Source organism: Streptomyces murinus (assembly GCF_002154555.1).
In the GTDB taxonomy this organism is placed as follows: Bacteria; Actinomycetota; Actinomycetes; order Streptomycetales; family Streptomycetaceae; genus Streptomyces; species Streptomyces murinus.
The window spans coordinates 1-15723 of sequence record NZ_MUNF01000104.1 but is presented as its reverse complement, the minus strand read 5'-3'; the positions used below and the strand labels follow the sequence as shown (position 1 = coordinate 15723).

At 72.6% G+C, this 15723-nt stretch carries 16 protein-coding genes; 11 read left to right on the top strand and 5 right to left on the bottom strand.

Annotation, left to right across the window (positions count from 1 at the left end):
• Positions 1 to 110: 110 nt before the first annotated feature.
• Positions 111 to 395, top strand: a complete 285-nt coding sequence (locus CCN72_RS08500; protein ID WP_037656627.1) for a GlsB/YeaQ/YmgE family stress response membrane protein — start codon at positions 111 to 113, stop codon at positions 393 to 395.
• Between the two features lie 42 nt (positions 396 to 437).
• On the opposite strand, the gene tyrS is transcribed toward CCN72_RS08500, so the two are convergent.
• On the bottom strand, positions 438 to 1706 hold the full coding sequence (tyrS, locus tag CCN72_RS08495) for a tyrosine--tRNA ligase (RefSeq protein WP_086806972.1): 1269 nt from the start codon (positions 1704 to 1706) through the stop codon (positions 438 to 440).
• A 55-nt stretch (positions 1707 to 1761) separates the two neighbouring features.
• Complete coding sequence (locus tag CCN72_RS08490; protein ID WP_086806971.1) at positions 1762 to 3153, bottom strand: metallopeptidase TldD-related protein; 1392 nt, start codon at positions 3151 to 3153, stop codon at positions 1762 to 1764.
• Positions 3154 to 3397: 244 nt separating this feature from the next.
• Here CCN72_RS08490 and CCN72_RS08485 point away from each other — a divergent pair, with 244 nt between their 5' ends.
• From CCN72_RS08485 to CCN72_RS08475, 3 genes are all read left to right on the top strand, one after another.
• Positions 3398 to 4831, top strand: a complete 1434-nt coding sequence (locus tag CCN72_RS08485; RefSeq protein WP_086806994.1) for an amidase — start codon at positions 3398 to 3400, stop codon at positions 4829 to 4831.
• The gene (locus CCN72_RS08480; protein ID WP_086806970.1) at positions 4828 to 6045 is read left to right on the top strand and encodes an MFS transporter; all 1218 of its coding nucleotides are present in this window, start codon (positions 4828 to 4830) and stop codon (positions 6043 to 6045) included. The genes CCN72_RS08485 and CCN72_RS08480 overlap by 4 nt, the downstream gene beginning before the upstream one ends.
• Positions 6046 to 6163: 118 nt before the next feature.
• Positions 6164 to 6865, top strand: coding sequence for a FadR/GntR family transcriptional regulator (locus CCN72_RS08475; RefSeq protein ID WP_085564096.1), 702 nt, complete (start codon positions 6164 to 6166; stop codon positions 6863 to 6865).
• Positions 6866 to 6935: 70 nt separating this feature from the next.
• Here CCN72_RS08475 and CCN72_RS08470 read toward each other — a convergent pair whose 3' ends face one another.
• Complete coding sequence (locus tag CCN72_RS08470) at positions 6936 to 8462, bottom strand: TldD/PmbA family protein (protein ID WP_086806969.1); 1527 nt, start codon at positions 8460 to 8462, stop codon at positions 6936 to 6938.
• 251 nt (positions 8463 to 8713) lie between these two features.
• Between CCN72_RS08470 and fabG the strand changes: the two genes are divergently transcribed.
• From fabG to CCN72_RS08455, 3 genes are all read left to right on the top strand, one after another.
• The gene (gene fabG, locus CCN72_RS08465) at positions 8714 to 9418 is read left to right on the top strand and encodes a 3-oxoacyl-[acyl-carrier-protein] reductase (protein WP_037656620.1); all 705 of its coding nucleotides are present in this window, start codon (positions 8714 to 8716) and stop codon (positions 9416 to 9418) included.
• Between the two features lie 5 nt (positions 9419 to 9423).
• Positions 9424 to 10191 carry an enoyl-ACP reductase FabI gene (fabI, locus tag CCN72_RS08460; protein ID WP_037656619.1) on the top strand — a complete coding sequence of 256 codons (768 nt, stop codon included), beginning with the start codon at positions 9424 to 9426 and terminating at the stop codon, positions 10189 to 10191.
• Positions 10192 to 10412: 221 nt separating this feature from the next.
• The gene (locus CCN72_RS08455; RefSeq protein ID WP_086806968.1) at positions 10413 to 10760 is read left to right on the top strand and encodes a hypothetical protein; all 348 of its coding nucleotides are present in this window, start codon (positions 10413 to 10415) and stop codon (positions 10758 to 10760) included.
• Between the two features lie 9 nt (positions 10761 to 10769).
• Here CCN72_RS08455 and CCN72_RS08450 read toward each other — a convergent pair whose 3' ends face one another.
• Positions 10770 to 11459, bottom strand: a complete 690-nt coding sequence (locus CCN72_RS08450) for a FadR/GntR family transcriptional regulator (protein WP_085564093.1) — start codon at positions 11457 to 11459, stop codon at positions 10770 to 10772.
• A 91-nt stretch (positions 11460 to 11550) separates the two neighbouring features.
• On the opposite strand from CCN72_RS08450, the gene CCN72_RS08445 reads away from it, so the two are divergent.
• The 4 genes from CCN72_RS08445 (at position 11551) to CCN72_RS08430 (ending at position 14125) form a co-directional block, all read left to right on the top strand.
• Positions 11551 to 12942 carry a CynX/NimT family MFS transporter gene (locus CCN72_RS08445; RefSeq protein ID WP_425276130.1) on the top strand — a complete coding sequence of 464 codons (1392 nt, stop codon included), beginning with the start codon at positions 11551 to 11553 and terminating at the stop codon, positions 12940 to 12942.
• Between the two features lie 43 nt (positions 12943 to 12985).
• Complete coding sequence (locus CCN72_RS41370) at positions 12986 to 13105, top strand: SGM_5486 family transporter-associated protein (RefSeq protein ID WP_086806966.1); 120 nt, start codon at positions 12986 to 12988, stop codon at positions 13103 to 13105.
• Positions 13106 to 13321: 216 nt separating this feature from the next.
• The gene (locus CCN72_RS08435; RefSeq protein WP_085564092.1) at positions 13322 to 13528 is read left to right on the top strand and encodes a hypothetical protein; all 207 of its coding nucleotides are present in this window, start codon (positions 13322 to 13324) and stop codon (positions 13526 to 13528) included.
• 78 nt (positions 13529 to 13606) lie between these two features.
• Positions 13607 to 14125 carry a SixA phosphatase family protein gene (locus CCN72_RS08430; RefSeq protein ID WP_086806965.1) on the top strand — a complete coding sequence of 173 codons (519 nt, stop codon included), beginning with the start codon at positions 13607 to 13609 and terminating at the stop codon, positions 14123 to 14125.
• 211 nt (positions 14126 to 14336) lie between these two features.
• Here CCN72_RS08430 and serB read toward each other — a convergent pair whose 3' ends face one another.
• Positions 14337 to 15545: a phosphoserine phosphatase SerB gene (serB, locus tag CCN72_RS08425; protein WP_085564090.1), complete on the bottom strand. Its 1209-nt coding sequence runs from the start codon at positions 15543 to 15545 to the stop codon at positions 14337 to 14339.
• Between the last annotated feature and the right edge of the window lie 178 nt (positions 15546 to 15723).

Genomic DNA, 15723 nt, shown 5'->3' with positions numbered 1-15723 from the left:
CGCTGCCTGCGGCAACGCCTCGGCCGTACGGCCGAACCCGACATGCGCCCCAGGGTGTCCCGACCGACACTGACCGTAAAGCTCACGTCGATCCGGACGAGGAGGCAGCCATGGGCTGGTTGTGGGCGATCATCGTGGGGTTCGTACTGGGTGTGATCGCCAAGGCGGTCATCCCGGGCAAGCAGCACAGCCCCCTCTGGCTGACCACCCTCTGCGGCATCCTGGGCGCCATCGCGGGCAACGCGATCGCCGCCGCGCTGAACGTCCGCGAGACCCGGGGCATCGACTGGAGCCGTCATATCTTCCAGCTGGTGGCCGCGATCATCATCGTCGCCGTGGTCGACTCGCTCTACATGGCGACGCTGGGCAAGAGGAAGCAACGCCAGCGGATCTGAGTACTTCTGTGCGGGGCGCCCCGGCGGGCGCCCCGCACAGCGCTACCCGGCGACGACCTCCACCGCCGCCAGATTCCGCTTCCCGCGCCGCAGCACCAGCCACCGCCCGTCCAGCAGATCCGCCGGCGAGGCCACCGCGTCCTCGGCGGTCACCTTGACGTTGTTCACGTAGGCGCCCCCCTCCTTCACGGTCCTGCGCGCCGCGGACTTGCTCGCGACCAGGCCCACCTCGGCGAAAAGATCCACCACGGACCCCAGCTCGGCGACCTGGATGTGCGGCACCTCGGACAGGGCCGACGCCAGCGTCCTGCCGTCCAGCTCCGCCAGCTCGCCCTGCCCGAACAGCGCCTTCGACGCGGCGATCACCGCGGCCGTCTGCTCCGCCCCGTGCACCAGCGTGGTCAGCTCCTCGGCGAGCGCCCGCTGCGCCGCCCGCGCCTGCGGCCGCTCCTCGGTCAGCCGCTCCAGCTCCTCGATCTCCTCATGGGACCTGAAGCTGAAGATGCGCAGGAACTTGGCGACATCACGGTCGTCCGCGTTGATCCAGAACTGGTAGAACGCGTACGGCGTGGTCATCTCGGGGTCGAGCCAGACCGTGCCGGACTCGGTCTTGCCGAACTTCGTGCCGTCCGCCTTGGTGATCAGCGGCGTGCCCAGCGCGTGCACCACGGCGTCCGGCTCGACCCGGTGGATCAGGTCGGTGCCGGAGGTGAGGTTGCCCCACTGGTCGCTGCCACCGGTCTGGAGCGTGCAGCCGTACCGCCGGTACAGCTCCAGGAAGTCCATGCCCTGGAGGATCTGGTAGCTGAACTCGGTGTAGCTGATGCCCGCGTCGGAGTTCAGCCGCCGGGAGACGGCCTCCTTGGCGATCATCTTGTTGACCCGGAAGTGCTTGCCGATGTCGCGCAGGAACTCGATGGCCGACAGGCCCTGGGTCCAGTCCAGGTTGTTGACCATCACCGCGGCGTTCGGACCGTCGAAGTCCAGCAGCGGCGCGATCTGGCCGCGCAGCCGCTCCACCCACTCGGCGACGGTCTCCGGCGCGTTCAGCGTGCGCTCGGCGGTCGGCTTCGGGTCGCCGATCAGACCGGTCGCGCCCCCGACCAGGCCCAGCGGGCGGTGGCCCGCCTGCTGGATGCGGCGCATCGTCAGGATCTGCACGAGATTGCCGAGGTGCAGACTGGGCGCGGTCGGGTCGAAGCCGCAATAGAACGTGACGGGACCGTCCGCGAACGCCTTGCGCAATGCGTCCTCGTCCGTGGAGAGGGCGATGAGCCCGCGCCACTTCAGTTCGTCGACGATGTCCGTCACGGTTCTCGTGTCTCCTCGATGATCCTCGGCGGTCGGGTGACAGCCGACTACGAGGTTATACGCCCTGGCTGACAGAACTCATGTTGAAATCGGGGACCCGCAGCGGCGGCATCGCGGCCCTGGTGAACCAGTCGCCCCATTCACGCGGCAGCGTCTGCTCCGTGCGACCCGCCTCGGTCGTCCGCCGCAGCAGGTCCACCGGCGACTCGTTGAACCGGAAGTTGTTCACCTGCCCGGTCACCTCGCCGCCCTCCACCAGATAGACGCCGTCCCGGGTCAGGCCGGTGAGCAGCAGCGTCGCCGGGTCGACCTCGCGGATGTACCACAGGCAGGTCAGCAGCAGCCCGTGCTCGGTGGCCGCGACCATCTCGTCCAGGGAGCGGTCGCCGCCGTCCAGGATCAGATTGTCCGCGGCCGGGGTGACCGGCAGCCCGGTCAGGGCGGCGCTGTGCCGGGTCGTCGTCAGGTTCCGCAGGGTGCCCCGCTCGATCCAGTCGGTGGCCGGCGCCGCGAGACCGTTGTCGAACACCGACCGGTCGCCGTTCGAGGAGTGGGCGATCACGAAGGGCGCGCACTCCAGGCCGGGCTCGTCCGGGTCGCTGCGCAGGGTCAGCGGCAGCTCGGAGAGCCGCTCGCCGATCCGGGTGCCGCCGCCCGGCCTGGAGAAGACCGTACGGCCCTCCGCCGCGTCCCGGCCCGAGGCCGACCACAGCTGGTAGATGAGCAGGTCCGCCACCGCGGTCGGCGGCAGCAGCGTCTCGTAGCGGCCCGCGGGCAGCTCCACGCGCCGCTTCGCCCAGTCCAGGCGCACGGCCAGCTCGGCGTCCAGGGCGGCCGGGTCGACGTCCTTGAAGTCCCGGGTGGAGCGCCCCGCCCACGCGGAGCGGGTGCGGTCCGGCGACTTGGCGTTCAGCTCCAGGGTGCCGGTCGGCTGGTCGTGCCGCAGCCGCAGCCCGGTGGAGGTGCCCAGGTAGGTCGAGACCATCTCGTGGCTGGCGAAGCCGTACAGCTCCCGGCCGCCGGCCCGGGCGCGGGCGAAGGCGTCGCCGAGCGCCGGGGCGAAGTCGGCGAACACCGCGGAGGAGGTCTCGGCGGGCGCGTCCGTGAAGCCGGGGGCTGCGGCCACGTCCGTGACCAGCGGCCGCGCGTCCTCGGCGGGGCCCGCCCCGCGCGCGGCGGCCTCGGCGGCCCGCACCAGCGGCTCCAGCTCGTCGGCCGTCACCGCCGACCGGGAGACGACACCGGAGGCGGTGCCCCGCTGCCCGTCCACGGTCGCGATCACCGTGAGGCTCCGGCCCCGGGTCACCCCGTTCGTGGTGAGCGCGTTGCCCGCCCAGCGCAGATTGGCGGTGGACGTCTCGTCGGCGATGACGAGGCACCCGTCCGCCCGGGACAGCGCGAGGGCCTGTTCGACGATCTCGTGCGGCTTGTTGCTACGGGCGCTCATCGACCGGCCTCCTGCGTGGTGTTCAAGACGGGGCGCCCCGGCACAGGGCAAAAGGGCAACCGTGGGGCGGTGGATCCGTGCAGAGAGTACCCACCGACCGCGGGGGCGAGGGCCGTTATGCGCGCCGGGCCCGCTGCTCCGGCCGCCGTCGAGGTCCGGTAAGGCTTGCCTTGCTTTCTGACCCGGTTGACTCTTACGGTGAAGTCCTCAGAGGACCTGAGGACATGAGGACTTAGGGGTGACCATGACAGAACTCCATGACCTGACGCTCACCGAACAGGCCGCGGCGATCCGCGGCCGTACCGTGTCGCCCACCGAGCTGGTCGACCACCACCTGCGCCGCATCGAGGAGTCGAACGGCGCGCTGGGCGCCTATCGCACCGTCGACCCGCCCGGCGCCCGGCGGGCCGCCGCCGCCGTCGAGGCCCGGCTGGCCGCCGCGCGCGACGATGAGGGACTGCCGCCGCTGCTCGGGGTGCCGCTGTCGGTGAAGGACACCTGGCCGGTCGCGGGACTGCCCTTCACGGCGGGCTCGGCCGCCTTCGACGACCGGACGGCCCCGGCGGACGCCGCCGTCGTGGGCACCCTGCGGGCGGCCGGCGCCGTGCTGCTGGGCACCACCACCGCCGCCGAGTTCGGCTGCTCCTCCTACACCGAGACGGTGTTCGCCACCGCCCGCAGCCCGTACGACCTCACCCGCGGGGCCGGCGGCTCCAGCGGCGGAGCGGCCGCCTCGGTGGCCGCGGGACTGGCCGCCGGCGCCCTGGGCAGCGACGGCGGCGGCTCGGTCCGGATCCCGGCCGCGGCCTGCGGGGTGGTCGGTCTCAAGCCGAGCCGGGGACGGGTCTCGCCCGCCCCCGCGACGGACGCGCTGGGCCTCGCCACCGCCGGGCCACTGGCCAGGACGGTGGCGGACACCGCCCTGCTGCTGGACGTGATGGCCGTCAGCACCCCGGGCGACGCCGCCGCCCTGCCCGCCCCGCCCGCCGGGTACTTCCGGGCCTGCGCCGGACGGGCGCCCGGACCCCTGCGGATCGGGGTGCTGCCCCGGACCGAGGGCCAGCACCCCGAGGCGGCACTGGCCTGCCGCCGTACCGCCGATCTGCTCGCCGGACTCGGCCACCAGGTGACGGACGCCCCGCCGTACGACCCCGCCGAGTACCTGGCGGACTTCTCCGTGCTGTGGAGCGTGCTGGCGGCCGCGGTGCCGGTGCCTCCCGCGCGGGAGGCACGGCTGCTGCCCCTCACCCGCTGGCTGCGCGACCGGGGCCGCGAGCACGACGCGGTACGGCTGTACACGGCGATGGCCTCGCTGTCGGCCACCGCCCGCGCCCTCTGCCACCGCTACGCGGACTTCGACACCGTACTGAGCCCCACCACGGACCAACCACCGCTGCCGATCGGCTCCTTGACCGACCCCGACGACCCGGAGCGCACCTTCCTGCGGATGCTCGCCCACACCCCGCGCACCCCCCTGGCGAACCTCACCGGACAGCCGTCGATCAGCCTGCCGCTGCACCGGACGCCGGACGGACTGCCGATCGGTGTGATGCTGACCGGCCGGCTCCACGAGGAGGGCGTCCTGCTCTCCCTCGGCGCCCAGCTGGAACAGGCCAGGCCCTGGCCCCGCCACGCCGTCCGGCCGGTGGCGGCGCGGCCCGAGCGGACGGCGCGATGAAGCGCGGTCAGCTGGTCTTCCTGACCGGCACCCATGTCGTCAACGACCTGTACCAGGGCGCGGTCCCGGCGCTGCTGCCCTTCCTGACGGCCGAACGGCACTACAGCTACACCGCCGTCTCGGGCATCGCGCTCGCGGCCGGCGGCCTGTCCAGCCTCGCCCAGCCGCTCTTCGGCCTGCTGGTGGACCGCCGCCACCGCGGCTGGCTCGTCCCCGGCGGCTTCCTCACCGCCGCGGGCGGGCTCGCCTGCGCCGGGCTGGCCGGCAGTTACGCGGTCACCTGGCTCTGCGTCGCCCTGGCCGGGATCGGCATCGCGGCCTACCACCCGCCCGCCACCAACCAGGCCCGGGCCGCGGGCGGGCAGTCCCAGCGGGCGATGAGCCTGTTCTCGGTCGGCGGCACGCTGGGCGCCTCGCTGGCACCGGCGCTGGTCACCCTCGTGGTCGGCTCGTTCGGCCTGGCGGGCAGCTGGCTGCTGGCCGTACCCGCTCTGGTGGCCGCCGCGCTCTGGGCCGTGCAAGGACCCTGGCTGCGGCGCCGGGGACACGTCCTGGCGGTCCCGTCGGCCGGGCGGGGCGCAGTGGCGAGCGGGCACCGGGACGACTGGCGGGCCTTCCGGCGCCTCGCCGCCGCCACCGTCGCCTGGTCGGTGCCGTACGTGACGGTCACCTCCATGCTCGCGCTGCACATCCACCGCGACCTGAACGCCTCGACGGCCGTCGGCGCCACGGCGCTCACCCTGCTCACCCTGTCCGGGGCGGCGGGCACCCTGCTCGGCGGCTGGCTGGGCGACCGGTACGGACGGACGACGCCGATCCGCGCCGGCTATCTGCTGGCCGTCCCCGCCCTGGCCGCGCTGGTGTTCGCCCCGTCCGCGGGCGTGGCCGTGGTGGCCGCGGCGCTGTTCGGGCTGACCATGTTCCTGCCGTTCGCCTCCCAGGTGACGCTGGCCCAGGACTATCTGCCCACCCGGCCCGGCACCGCCGGCGGGCTGACCCTCGGGCTCGCCATGTCCGTGGGCGCCCTGGCCGCGCCGGCGCTCGGCCGGCTGGCCGACGCCCAGGGGCTGCGCACCGTCCTCGCGCTGGTGCTCGGCGTGCTGCTGATCGCACTCGGCTGCGCCCTGCGCCTGCGCGACCGCGTACTGCCCACGACGGCGACGGCGGCAGTGTCCGATCCGGTGTCCGAGCCGGTCGGAGACCCGGCGGGCTGAGGGGCTCGGTCCTGCGCCGCACACGCCGCCGGTGGCCCCATGGGCCGGGGGCCCGCCCGGTGTTCCCCGGCCCGGGCGGGGCTCCGGGACACGGTCCCGTGGACGGTAGGGTCGTCCCATGACTGTCCGACCGGTACGCCGCAGCTCGTTGGTCGAGGAGGCCGTCGCCGAGCTCCGCCGCCTGATCGGTACGGGCGAGTGGCCGGTCGGGGCCAAGCTCCCGGGCGAGGTGGAGCTGAGCCGGCTGCTCGGCGTCGGCCGGACCACCTCGCGCGAGGCGGTCCGGGCGCTGATCGCCGACGGCCAGCTGGCCGCCCGGCACGGCTCGGGCACCTACGTCGTCGCCGCCGCCCCCGTCTCGCAGTTCGACCGCGAACTGCGCCGCGCGGAGGTCTTCGACGTGTACGAGGTCCGCGCCGCGCTGGAGGTGGAAGCGGGCCGACTGGCCGCGCGGCGGCGCACCCGCGAGGACGTGGCCGCGCTGCGGGCCGCCCTGGCCGCCCGCGACGCGGCGGCCGACCCGGACGCGCTCATCGAGGCGGACCTGGACCTGCATCGCCGGGTGGTACTGGCCGCGCGCAATCCGGTGCTCGTCCGGCTCTTCGACTCCTTCGTGGACGCCCTGCGCGAGGCGGCCGGGCAGCTGCTGGCCGACACCGACCTGCACGGCGCGGAGGAACAGCACGCGATCGGCCGCGCGCACCACGCGCTGGTCGAGGCGATCGCCGCCGGGGACCCGGACGCCGCCGTCGAGGCGACCCGCGGCAATCTCGACCGCACCCTGGACGAACTGCGCGCCGAGGGCGTCGGACCGCGCTGAGCACGGCCCGCCGGGGACCGGACCCCGGCCGGAGGGTCATCCCTCACGGACCGGGAGACGGCAGCCCCTCTCAGTCGCGGCCGGACTCGTTCGCGGTGTTCAGGATGTTCACGCCGCGGAACAGCGCGGAGGGGCACCCGTGGGACACCGCGGCCACCTGCCCCGGCTGGGCCTTGCCGCAGTTGAAGGCGCCGCCCAGGACGTACGTCCCCGGGCCGCCGACCGCCGCCATCGAACCCCAGAAGTCGGTCGTGGTGGCCTGGTAGGCGACGTCCTTGAGCTGCCCGGCGAGCCGCCCGTTCTCGATCCGGAAGAAGCGCTGCCCGGTGAACTGGAAGTTGTAGCGCTGCATGTCGATCGACCACGAGCGGTCCCCGACCACGTAGATGCCCCGCTCCACGCCCCCGATCAGATCCTCGGTGGCCAGCCCCGCGGGGTCCGGGCGCAGCGACACGTTGGCCATACGCTGCACCGGCACATGGGCGGGGGAGTCGGCGTACGCGCACCCGTTGGACCGCTCGAAGCCGGTCAGCCGGGCGATCCTGCGGTCCAGCTGGTAGCCGACCAGCGTGCCGTCCTTCACCAGGTCCCAGGACTGCGCCTCGACGCCCTCGTCGTCGTACCCGATGGTGGCCAGGCCGTGCTCGGCGGTGCGGTCGCCGGTGACGTTCATCAGCTCGGAGCCGTACCTGAGCTTGCCCAGCTGGTCGAAGGTGGCGAAGGAGGTACCGGCGTACGCGGCCTCGTAGCCGAGCGCGCGGTCCAGCTCGGTGGCGTGCCCGATGGACTCGTGGATCGTCAGCCACAGGTTGGAGGGGTCGACCACCAGGTCGTACAGGCCCGGCTCCACGCTCGGCGCCCGCATCTTCTCGGCCAGCAGCTCCGGAATCCGCGCCAGTTCGCCGTCCCAGTCCCAGCCGGTCCCGGTCAGGTACTCCCAGCCGCGCCCGGCCGGCGGCGCCAGCGTCCGCATGGAGTCGAACTCCCCGCTGGACTCGTCCACCGACACCGCGGTCAGCTCGGGATGCAGCCGCACCCGCTGCTGGGTGGTGACGGTCCCGGCCGTATCGGCGTAGAACTTGTTCTCGTGCACGGTGAGCAGCGAGGCGTCCACATGGCTCACCCCGTCCGCCGCCAGCAGCCGCGCGCTCCAGTCCGCGAGCAGCGCCGCCTTCTCCTCGCCCGGCACGCTGAACGGATCGATCTCGTACGACGAGACCCACGTCCGGTCGGCATGCACCGGCTCGTCCGCCAGCTCCACCCGCTCGTCGGAACCGGCCGCCTTGATCACCTGCGCGGACAGCTTGGCCATGGCGACCGCCTGGGAGGCGACCCGGGCCGCCGCGTCCAGGGTCAGATCGACCCCGGAGGCGAAGCCCCACGTACCGCCGTGCACGACCCGGACCGCGTACCCGAGGTCGGTGGTGTCCGAGGACCCCGAGGGCCGGGCGTCGCGCAGCCGCAGGGCCGCGCTCCGCACCCGCTCGAAGCGGAAGTCCGCGTGCTCGGCCCCGAGCGAGCGCGCGCGGGCGAGCGCGGCGTCGGCGAGGGACCTGAGCGGAAGCGCGGTGAAGGCTTCGTCGATGGAATGGGGCACGGAGGTCTCCCTGCTGTCGTGGCCTGTGGGCTCCGATCATGGCGCGCGAGCGGCCCCACGGACCACACCCCTTTCGGACCCGGACCCCGCGATTATGTAGGGACCCGACAGTGACGGTCCCGCGCCACTGTCGGTGCCCGAATGCCCACGGACGCGGCCGTACCGATAGGTTTTCGATGAAGCCGCCTGCCATCCAGGTGTTCGGGCGGGTTGTCGGACCTCTAGCAGACCGCTATCGAAAGGGTGATCCGTTGAGCCGCTCGGTTCTCGTCACCGGAGGAAACCGGGGCATCGGCCTCGCCATCGCCCGCGTTTTCGCCGACGCCGGCGACAAGGTCGCGATCACGTACCGCTCGGGTGAGCCGCCGGCGGGCTTCCTGGCCGTCAAGTGCGACATCACCGACCCCGAGCAGGTGGAGCAGGCCTACAAGGAGATCGAGGACCAGCACGGTCCCGTCGAGGTGCTGGTGGCCAACGCCGGCATCACCAAGGACCAGCTCCTGATGCGCATGTCCGAGGAGGACTTCACCTCGGTCATCGACACCAACCTCACCGGTACCTTCCGCGTCGTCAAGCGTGCCAACCGCGGCATGCTGCGCGCCAAGAAGGGCCGTGTCGTCCTGATCTCCTCCGTGGTCGGCCTGCTCGGCTCGGCGGGGCAGGCGAACTACGCCGCCTCCAAGGCCGCCCTGGTGGGCTTCGCGCGCTCGCTCGCCCGTGAGCTGGGCTCGCGCAACATCACCTTCAACGTCGTCGCGCCCGGTTTCGTCGACACCGACATGACCAAGGTGCTCAGCGACGAGCAGCGCCAGGGCATCGTGTCGCAGGTGCCGCTCGGCCGCTACGCACGGCCGGAGGAGATCGCCGCAGCGGTCCGGTTCCTCGCGTCGGACGACGCCTCGTACATCACTGGAGCCGTCATCCCCGTTGACGGCGGACTGGGAATGGGTCACTGATCACCATGAGTGGAATTCTCGAGGGCAAGCGCATCCTGATCACCGGTGTGCTGATGGAGTCCTCCATCGCCTTCCACGCCGCGAAGCAGGCCCAGGAGCAGGGCGCCGAGATCATCCTGACCGCCTTCCCGCGGCCCACGCTGACCGAGCGCATCGCCAAGAAGCTGCCGAAGCCGACCAAGGTCATCGAGCTGGACGTGACCAACGAGGAGCACCTCGCGCGCCTGGCCGACCTCGTCGGCGAGGAGCTGGGCGGCCTGGACGGCGTCGTGCACTCCATCGGCTTCGCGCCGCAGGACGCGCTCGGCGGCAACTTCCTGAACACGCCGTTCGAGTCCGTGGCCACCGCCATGCATGTCTCGGCGTTCTCCCTGAAGTCGCTCACCATGGCCTGCCTGCCGCTGATGCAGAACGGCGGCTCGGTCGTGGGCCTCACCTTCGACGCCCAGTACGCCTGGCCGCAGTACGACTGGATGGGCCCGGCCAAGGCCGCCCTGGAGGCCACCAACCGCTACATGGCGCGTGACCTGGGCAAGCAGAACATCCGCTGCAACCTCATCTCCGCGGGCCCGATCGGCTCCATGGCCGCCAAGTCCATCCCGGGCTTCGGCGACCTGGCCGCCGTGTGGGACAGCCGCTCCCCGCTGGAGTGGGACCTGAAGGACCCGGAGCCGGCCGGCAAGGGCATCGTCGCCCTGCTCAGCGACTGGTTCCCGAAGACCACCGGCGAGATCATCCACGTGGACGGCGGTCTGCACGCCATCGGCGCCTGAGCGCTCACACCCGGCGTAAACCCGCAGGACGGCAGTACGGCGAAGGCCCGCACCCCGCACAGGGGGCGGGCCTTCGCCGTACCCGCCCCGCCCCGTGCCGCCCGGCGTCATCACCCGTTCGGCTCACCGGTCGGGCGGGCCACCCCGCGCGCGACGCACCCTGAAGAGGCGCGCGTTCATCCGGCGCATCCCTCCGCAGCCCGGCCGAGGAGGTCCCCCTTGTGCGCCTGTCCCGCTGCCTGGCCCCGCTGACCCTGGCCGCCGCCCTCGCACTCGCCCTGCCGTACGACGCGACGCCGCACGCGCACGCGAGCGCGGGGCCGCCCGCGCCGGACCTGTTCGGTGCCGCCTGCCGGACCGCGGTGACCGGCTCCCATGTGGTCGCCTACTGCCACAACCCCTATGTCGACACCGACCGGGTACGCCTGCACATCGAGTGCACCCGCTGGTGGGACATCGACACCGACAGCGCGCCGGTGGACGCCGGGCCCGCGCTGACGGTACGGCTCACCGGGCGCTGCTGGAAGGAGGTCGGCTCGGCGTGGATCAGCCACCAGAAGGTGCGCTGAACCGGGCCGTCAGCCGATGCCGGTGCCGGGCCGTCCCGGACGGCACTGGAAGGGGTAGCTCGCCGCCTCCCTGGCCGCCGCCTCGGTGTCGCCCGTGCGGATCGCGTCCACCAGGCGGGTGTGGTCCATGTGCGCCCCCGGCGTCAGCTCGGCGCCGACGTCCGCGCGCAGCGCGTCCCGCAGCAGCTCGCCCAGGTCGGCGTACATCGCCGTCATGACCTCGTTGTGCGAGGCGCCCACCACGGCCAGGTGGAAGGTGGCGTCCGCGGTCACGAAGGACTCCGCCTCGCCGCTCTCCCAGGCCTCCTCGCGGCGCAGCAGCAGCGCGTCCAGCTGCTTGAGGTCCTTCTCGGTGCGCCGTTCGGCGGCGAGCTTGGCCGCGGCCGACTCCAGTGTGGCGCGCACCTCGGCGATGTGCCGGGGGTCCGCGTCGGCGAACCGGCGGTGCATCACGCCGGCCAGCTCGCTGGTCGCCACCACATAGGTGCCCGAGCCCTGCCGGATGTCCAGCAGTCCGTTGTGGGCGAGCGCGCGCACGGCCTCGCGGATCGTGTTGCGGGCGACTCCCAGCTGCTCGACCAGCTCGGGCTCGGTCGGGATACGGGAGCCGACCGGCCACTCACCGGTGGCGATCTGGTTGCGCAGTTCGGCGATCACCTGCTCGGAGAGGGCCGAACGGCGCGGGTGGCTCAGAGGCATGGCACACCTTCGCACGACAGACCGGGGCACGCACGCTCCGGTGGTTCCTGGAATGGACAACCAATCATCCTATGATTCTATGATGGGTCTCATGGCTAGTGAGGAAACCCGGGCAGTGGACACTCGTACGGCGATGTCACCGACCGAACGCGACACGCCCGCCCCGGTGGGCGCATCCGAGACGACGACCCTGGAGAAGGGCCCCGCGCGCGCGTGGGCGACCCGTCTGGTGGTCGCCGGCATCGTGCTGTCCGCCGTCAACCTCCGCCCGGCCATCACCAGCCTCGGCGCCCTCCTGGAGGAGGTCCGCGACGGGCTCGGCATGAGCGGCAGCGTGGCCGGACTGCTCACCTCCGTGCCCCCGCTGTGCTTCGCCGTCTTCGGCGTGATGGCACCCCGCCTGGCCCGCCGCTTCGGACCGGCCGCCGTGGTGTGCGCCGGCATGGCCGCGATCTTCACGGGCCTGCTGATACGGCCGTACGCCGGCGGCACCGCCGGATTCCTGGCCGCCAGCGCGCTCGCCCTGATGGGCATCGCCGTCAGCAATGTGCTGATGCCGGTCATCGTCAAGCGCTGGTTCCCCGACCGGGTCGGCTCCATGACCGGCCTGTACTCGATGGTCCTCGCGCTCGGCACCTCCCTGCCGGCGGCGGTGACAGTCCCGATGACCCACGCCCTGGGCGGGAACTGGAAGCTGGGGCTCGCGGTGTGGGCGGTGCTCGCGGCGGCCGCGGTGGTGCCGTGGATACCGCTGGTGCGGGAGGGCCGGGAGCGGTCGGTGCCCGCCGCGCGGTCGGCACAGGCACAGGCACAGGCACAGGCACAGGCACAGGCACAGACACAGGCGCAGACACCGGCTTCGGTTTCGGCGCGGGCCGCCGAGGAGCAGCCGCCGCTGCGGATCACCCGCAGCCGTACCGCCTGGGCGCTCGCCGTCTTCTTCGGCCTCCAGGCCACCGCCGCCTACATCACCATGGGCTGGATGCCGCAGATCTTCCGGGACGCGGGCGTCTCCGCCGGCACCGCGGGTCTGCTGCTCGCCGTCACGATGGTGATGGGCGTGCCGCTGGCCTTCGTCATCCCGCGGATCGCCACCCGGCTGCCCCACCAGGGCCCGATCGTGCTGGTCCTGGGCGTGTGCGGGCTCGCCGGATACGCCGGTCTGTACCTCGCCCCGGCCGCCGGCGCCTGGGCCTGGGCGCTGCTGCTCGGCATCGCCAACTGCGCCTTCCCGCTCGCGCTGACCATGGTCGGCATGCGGGCCCGCAGCGGTCCCGGCGTGGCCCAGCTGTCCGCGTTCGCGCAGAGCACCGGCTATCTGATCTCCATTCCCGGCCCGCTGCTGGTCGGCGTGCTCTATCAGCACAGCGGCGGCTGGGGGCTGCCGATCGCCCTGATGGCGGCCCTCATGGTGCCCCAGATGGTGGTGGGCGTCCTCGCGGGCCGCGACCGCACGGTGGAGGAAGAGGCCGCGACGCGCTGACCCCCGCGCACGGCCGCCGGGGGAGGGGTGCGAGACTGGGCGCATGCAGCCTGTGCTCGACCCGAATCCGCGAAACGGTCAGAAGAAGATGCTGCTCGTCTTCGGCTCCTTCTTCGCGATCTTCGTCATCATCGCCATCGTCGCGACCATCGCGTCCCCGTGACGCCCCCCGCCGCGCGCCTCTGACGCCGCCCGGCCAGGCCCCGCCCACCAGGTGTTTCCGGTGGATGGTGGTGCTGGCCCCCCTGTCCCCTAGGGGGTAAGGGTCAGGGGTAACTGGGTGGAAAACCTGATGGGTTGGCGGCCCGGGATTCCGTACCTTCGAGTGGTGACCGCAGGGGGCGGTCGCACGAACCGCTCAAGGGCCACGGAGGCGACCATGCCCGCCCGCACCCACTTCCGGACCCACCCGGCGACCACGGGCGGCGTCGACATGCGGCTGCCCTGGTGGGCCCTCGCACTGCCCGTGCTCGCCTTCGGTGTCCTGTTCCTGCTGATACTGAACCCCTCGGACGCGCACGCGGCGAACGCGGACCCGGCGATAGCCCACCTCGTCGAGCGCGCGCAGCTGCTGCTCACGCGCTGACCGGGAGCCGCCCCGCATGGTGAATCCGCATGTCAACTCCCTGCGCCCCATGGCCTGTTTCATGCGAAGCTGGGACGCATGAGCGTCGCAGAACCCCGCAGGATCGCCCTTTTCCGGCATGCGAAAGCCGACTGGCCCCAGGTGTCCGACCATGAGCGCCCGCTCGCCGAGCGGGGCCGGATGGACGCGGCCGTCGCCGGGCGCAGACTGACCGACGCCGGCCTCGGCTTCGACCTGGCCCTGTGCTCTACCGCGACCCGGACCCGCGAGACCTGGAAGCTCGCCGTGCACGAACTGGACCACCGGCCGAAGACCGTCTACGAGGAGCGGGTCTACGAAGCCTCCCCCGGCCAGCTGATCGCGCTGCTGAACGAGGTCCCGGACGACGTGGGCACCCTGATCCTGATCGGCCACAACCCGGGGGTCCATGGCCTGGCCGAGATCCTGGCCGGCTCGGCCGACGAGGACGCCCGCGACCGGATGAACCGCCGCGGCTTCCCGGCCGCCGCCTTCGCGGTGCTCTCCTTCGAGGGTTCCTGGAAGGGCCTGGAGCCGGGCGTGGCCAGACTGACGGATTACTGGGCGCCGTCGGAGTGAGATGACCCCGAAGCGCCGGACCCGGGCATGGACGCGGGCCCGGACGACATGACGAAGGCCCGGCGCCGCGAGCCGGGCCACCGGGCCTGTCTCCTTTACCGGGCAGCGGGCGCTCGTGGCCCCCACATCCGCGCGTGCGCCACGCCAGGGGATCGACCCGGCGTCCGTGCGTGCGGGGCGCCAGGAGCCCGGTGACCCCCGCGGGGGTGTCTCAGCTCTCGTCGTGGGTGTCGGCCGCCTCGACCTCTTCGCGGGTGATGCCGAGGAGGTAGAGGACCGTGTCGAGGAAGGGGAAGTTCACGGCCGTGTGCGCGGCCTCGCGCACCACGGGCTTGGCGTTGAAGGCCACGCCGAGACCGGCCGCGTTCAGCATGTCGAGGTCGTTGGCGCCGTCACCGATCGCCACCGTCTGCACCAGCGGCACCCCGGCCTCCGCCGCGAACCGGCGCAGCAGCCGCGCCTTGCCCGCGCGGTCCACGATCTCGCCGGTGACCCGGCCGGTCAGCTTGCCGTCGACGATCTCCAGCGTGTTGGCCTGGGCGAAGTCGAGGCCGAGGCGTTCCTTGAGATCGTCGGTGACCTGGGTGAAGCCGCCGGAGACGACGCCGACCTGGTAGCCGAGCCGCTTCAGGGTGCGGATCAGGGTGCGGGCGCCGGGGGTCAGCCGGATCTCGTTGCGCACCTTCTCGACCACGGAGGCGTCGAGGCCGGCCAGCAGGGCGACACGGGCGTGCAGCGACTGCTCGAAGTCCAGCTCGCCGCGCATCGCCGCGGCCGTCACCTCGGCGACCTTGTCCTCGCAGCCGGCGTGGGCGGCGAAGAGCTCGATGACCTCGTCCTGGATCAGGGTGGAGTCCACGTCCATGACCACGAGACGCTGTGCGCGCCGGTGCAGGCCCGCGGAGACCACCGCGATGTCCACACCGAGCGCCCCGGCGTCCGAGGCGAGCGCGGTGCGCAGGGGCTCGGTCTCCACGCCGGAGACCGCGAACTCCACCGCCGTGACGGGGTACTTGGCGAGCCGGAAGATACGGTCGATGTTGCCGCCGGCCTTCGCGATCCGGGCGGCGATGGCGGCCGTCGACTCGGCGGTGAGCGGATGGCCGAGGACGGTGACCAGGGAGCGTCCGAGGCCGCGCGGACGGTTGTCACCGTGGCCCGAGATGATCTCCGCCTGCATCTTCATCGACTCGGCCCAGCTGTGCACGGTGGCCCGCAGATCACCCTCGATGCCGGCCGGCGGCTGGCTCACCAGCGCGCACAGGACCAGGCGTCCCCGGGTGACGACCTGCTCGATGTCGACCACGTCGACGGAGTACGCGGCGAGGGTGTCGAAGAGTCCGGCCGTGATGCCCGGCCGGTCCTTGCCGAAGATCTTGACGAGGAGAGTGGGGACCTCGGGGGTCTGCGCAGCAGTCATGGTCTCACCACCGTATCCGGCACCCGGTGCCGCCCGCCGCCGAGGTCCGCCTGACGGACACGGAACAATGGATGGCGCCCCGGCATCAAGGATCTTGCCGACAGCTTCCCACCGGGGTCGTCCCGACCGGGACCGAAGGAGCCAGAGGTGGCCTGGTCCACCCGGTACCGGGTGGACC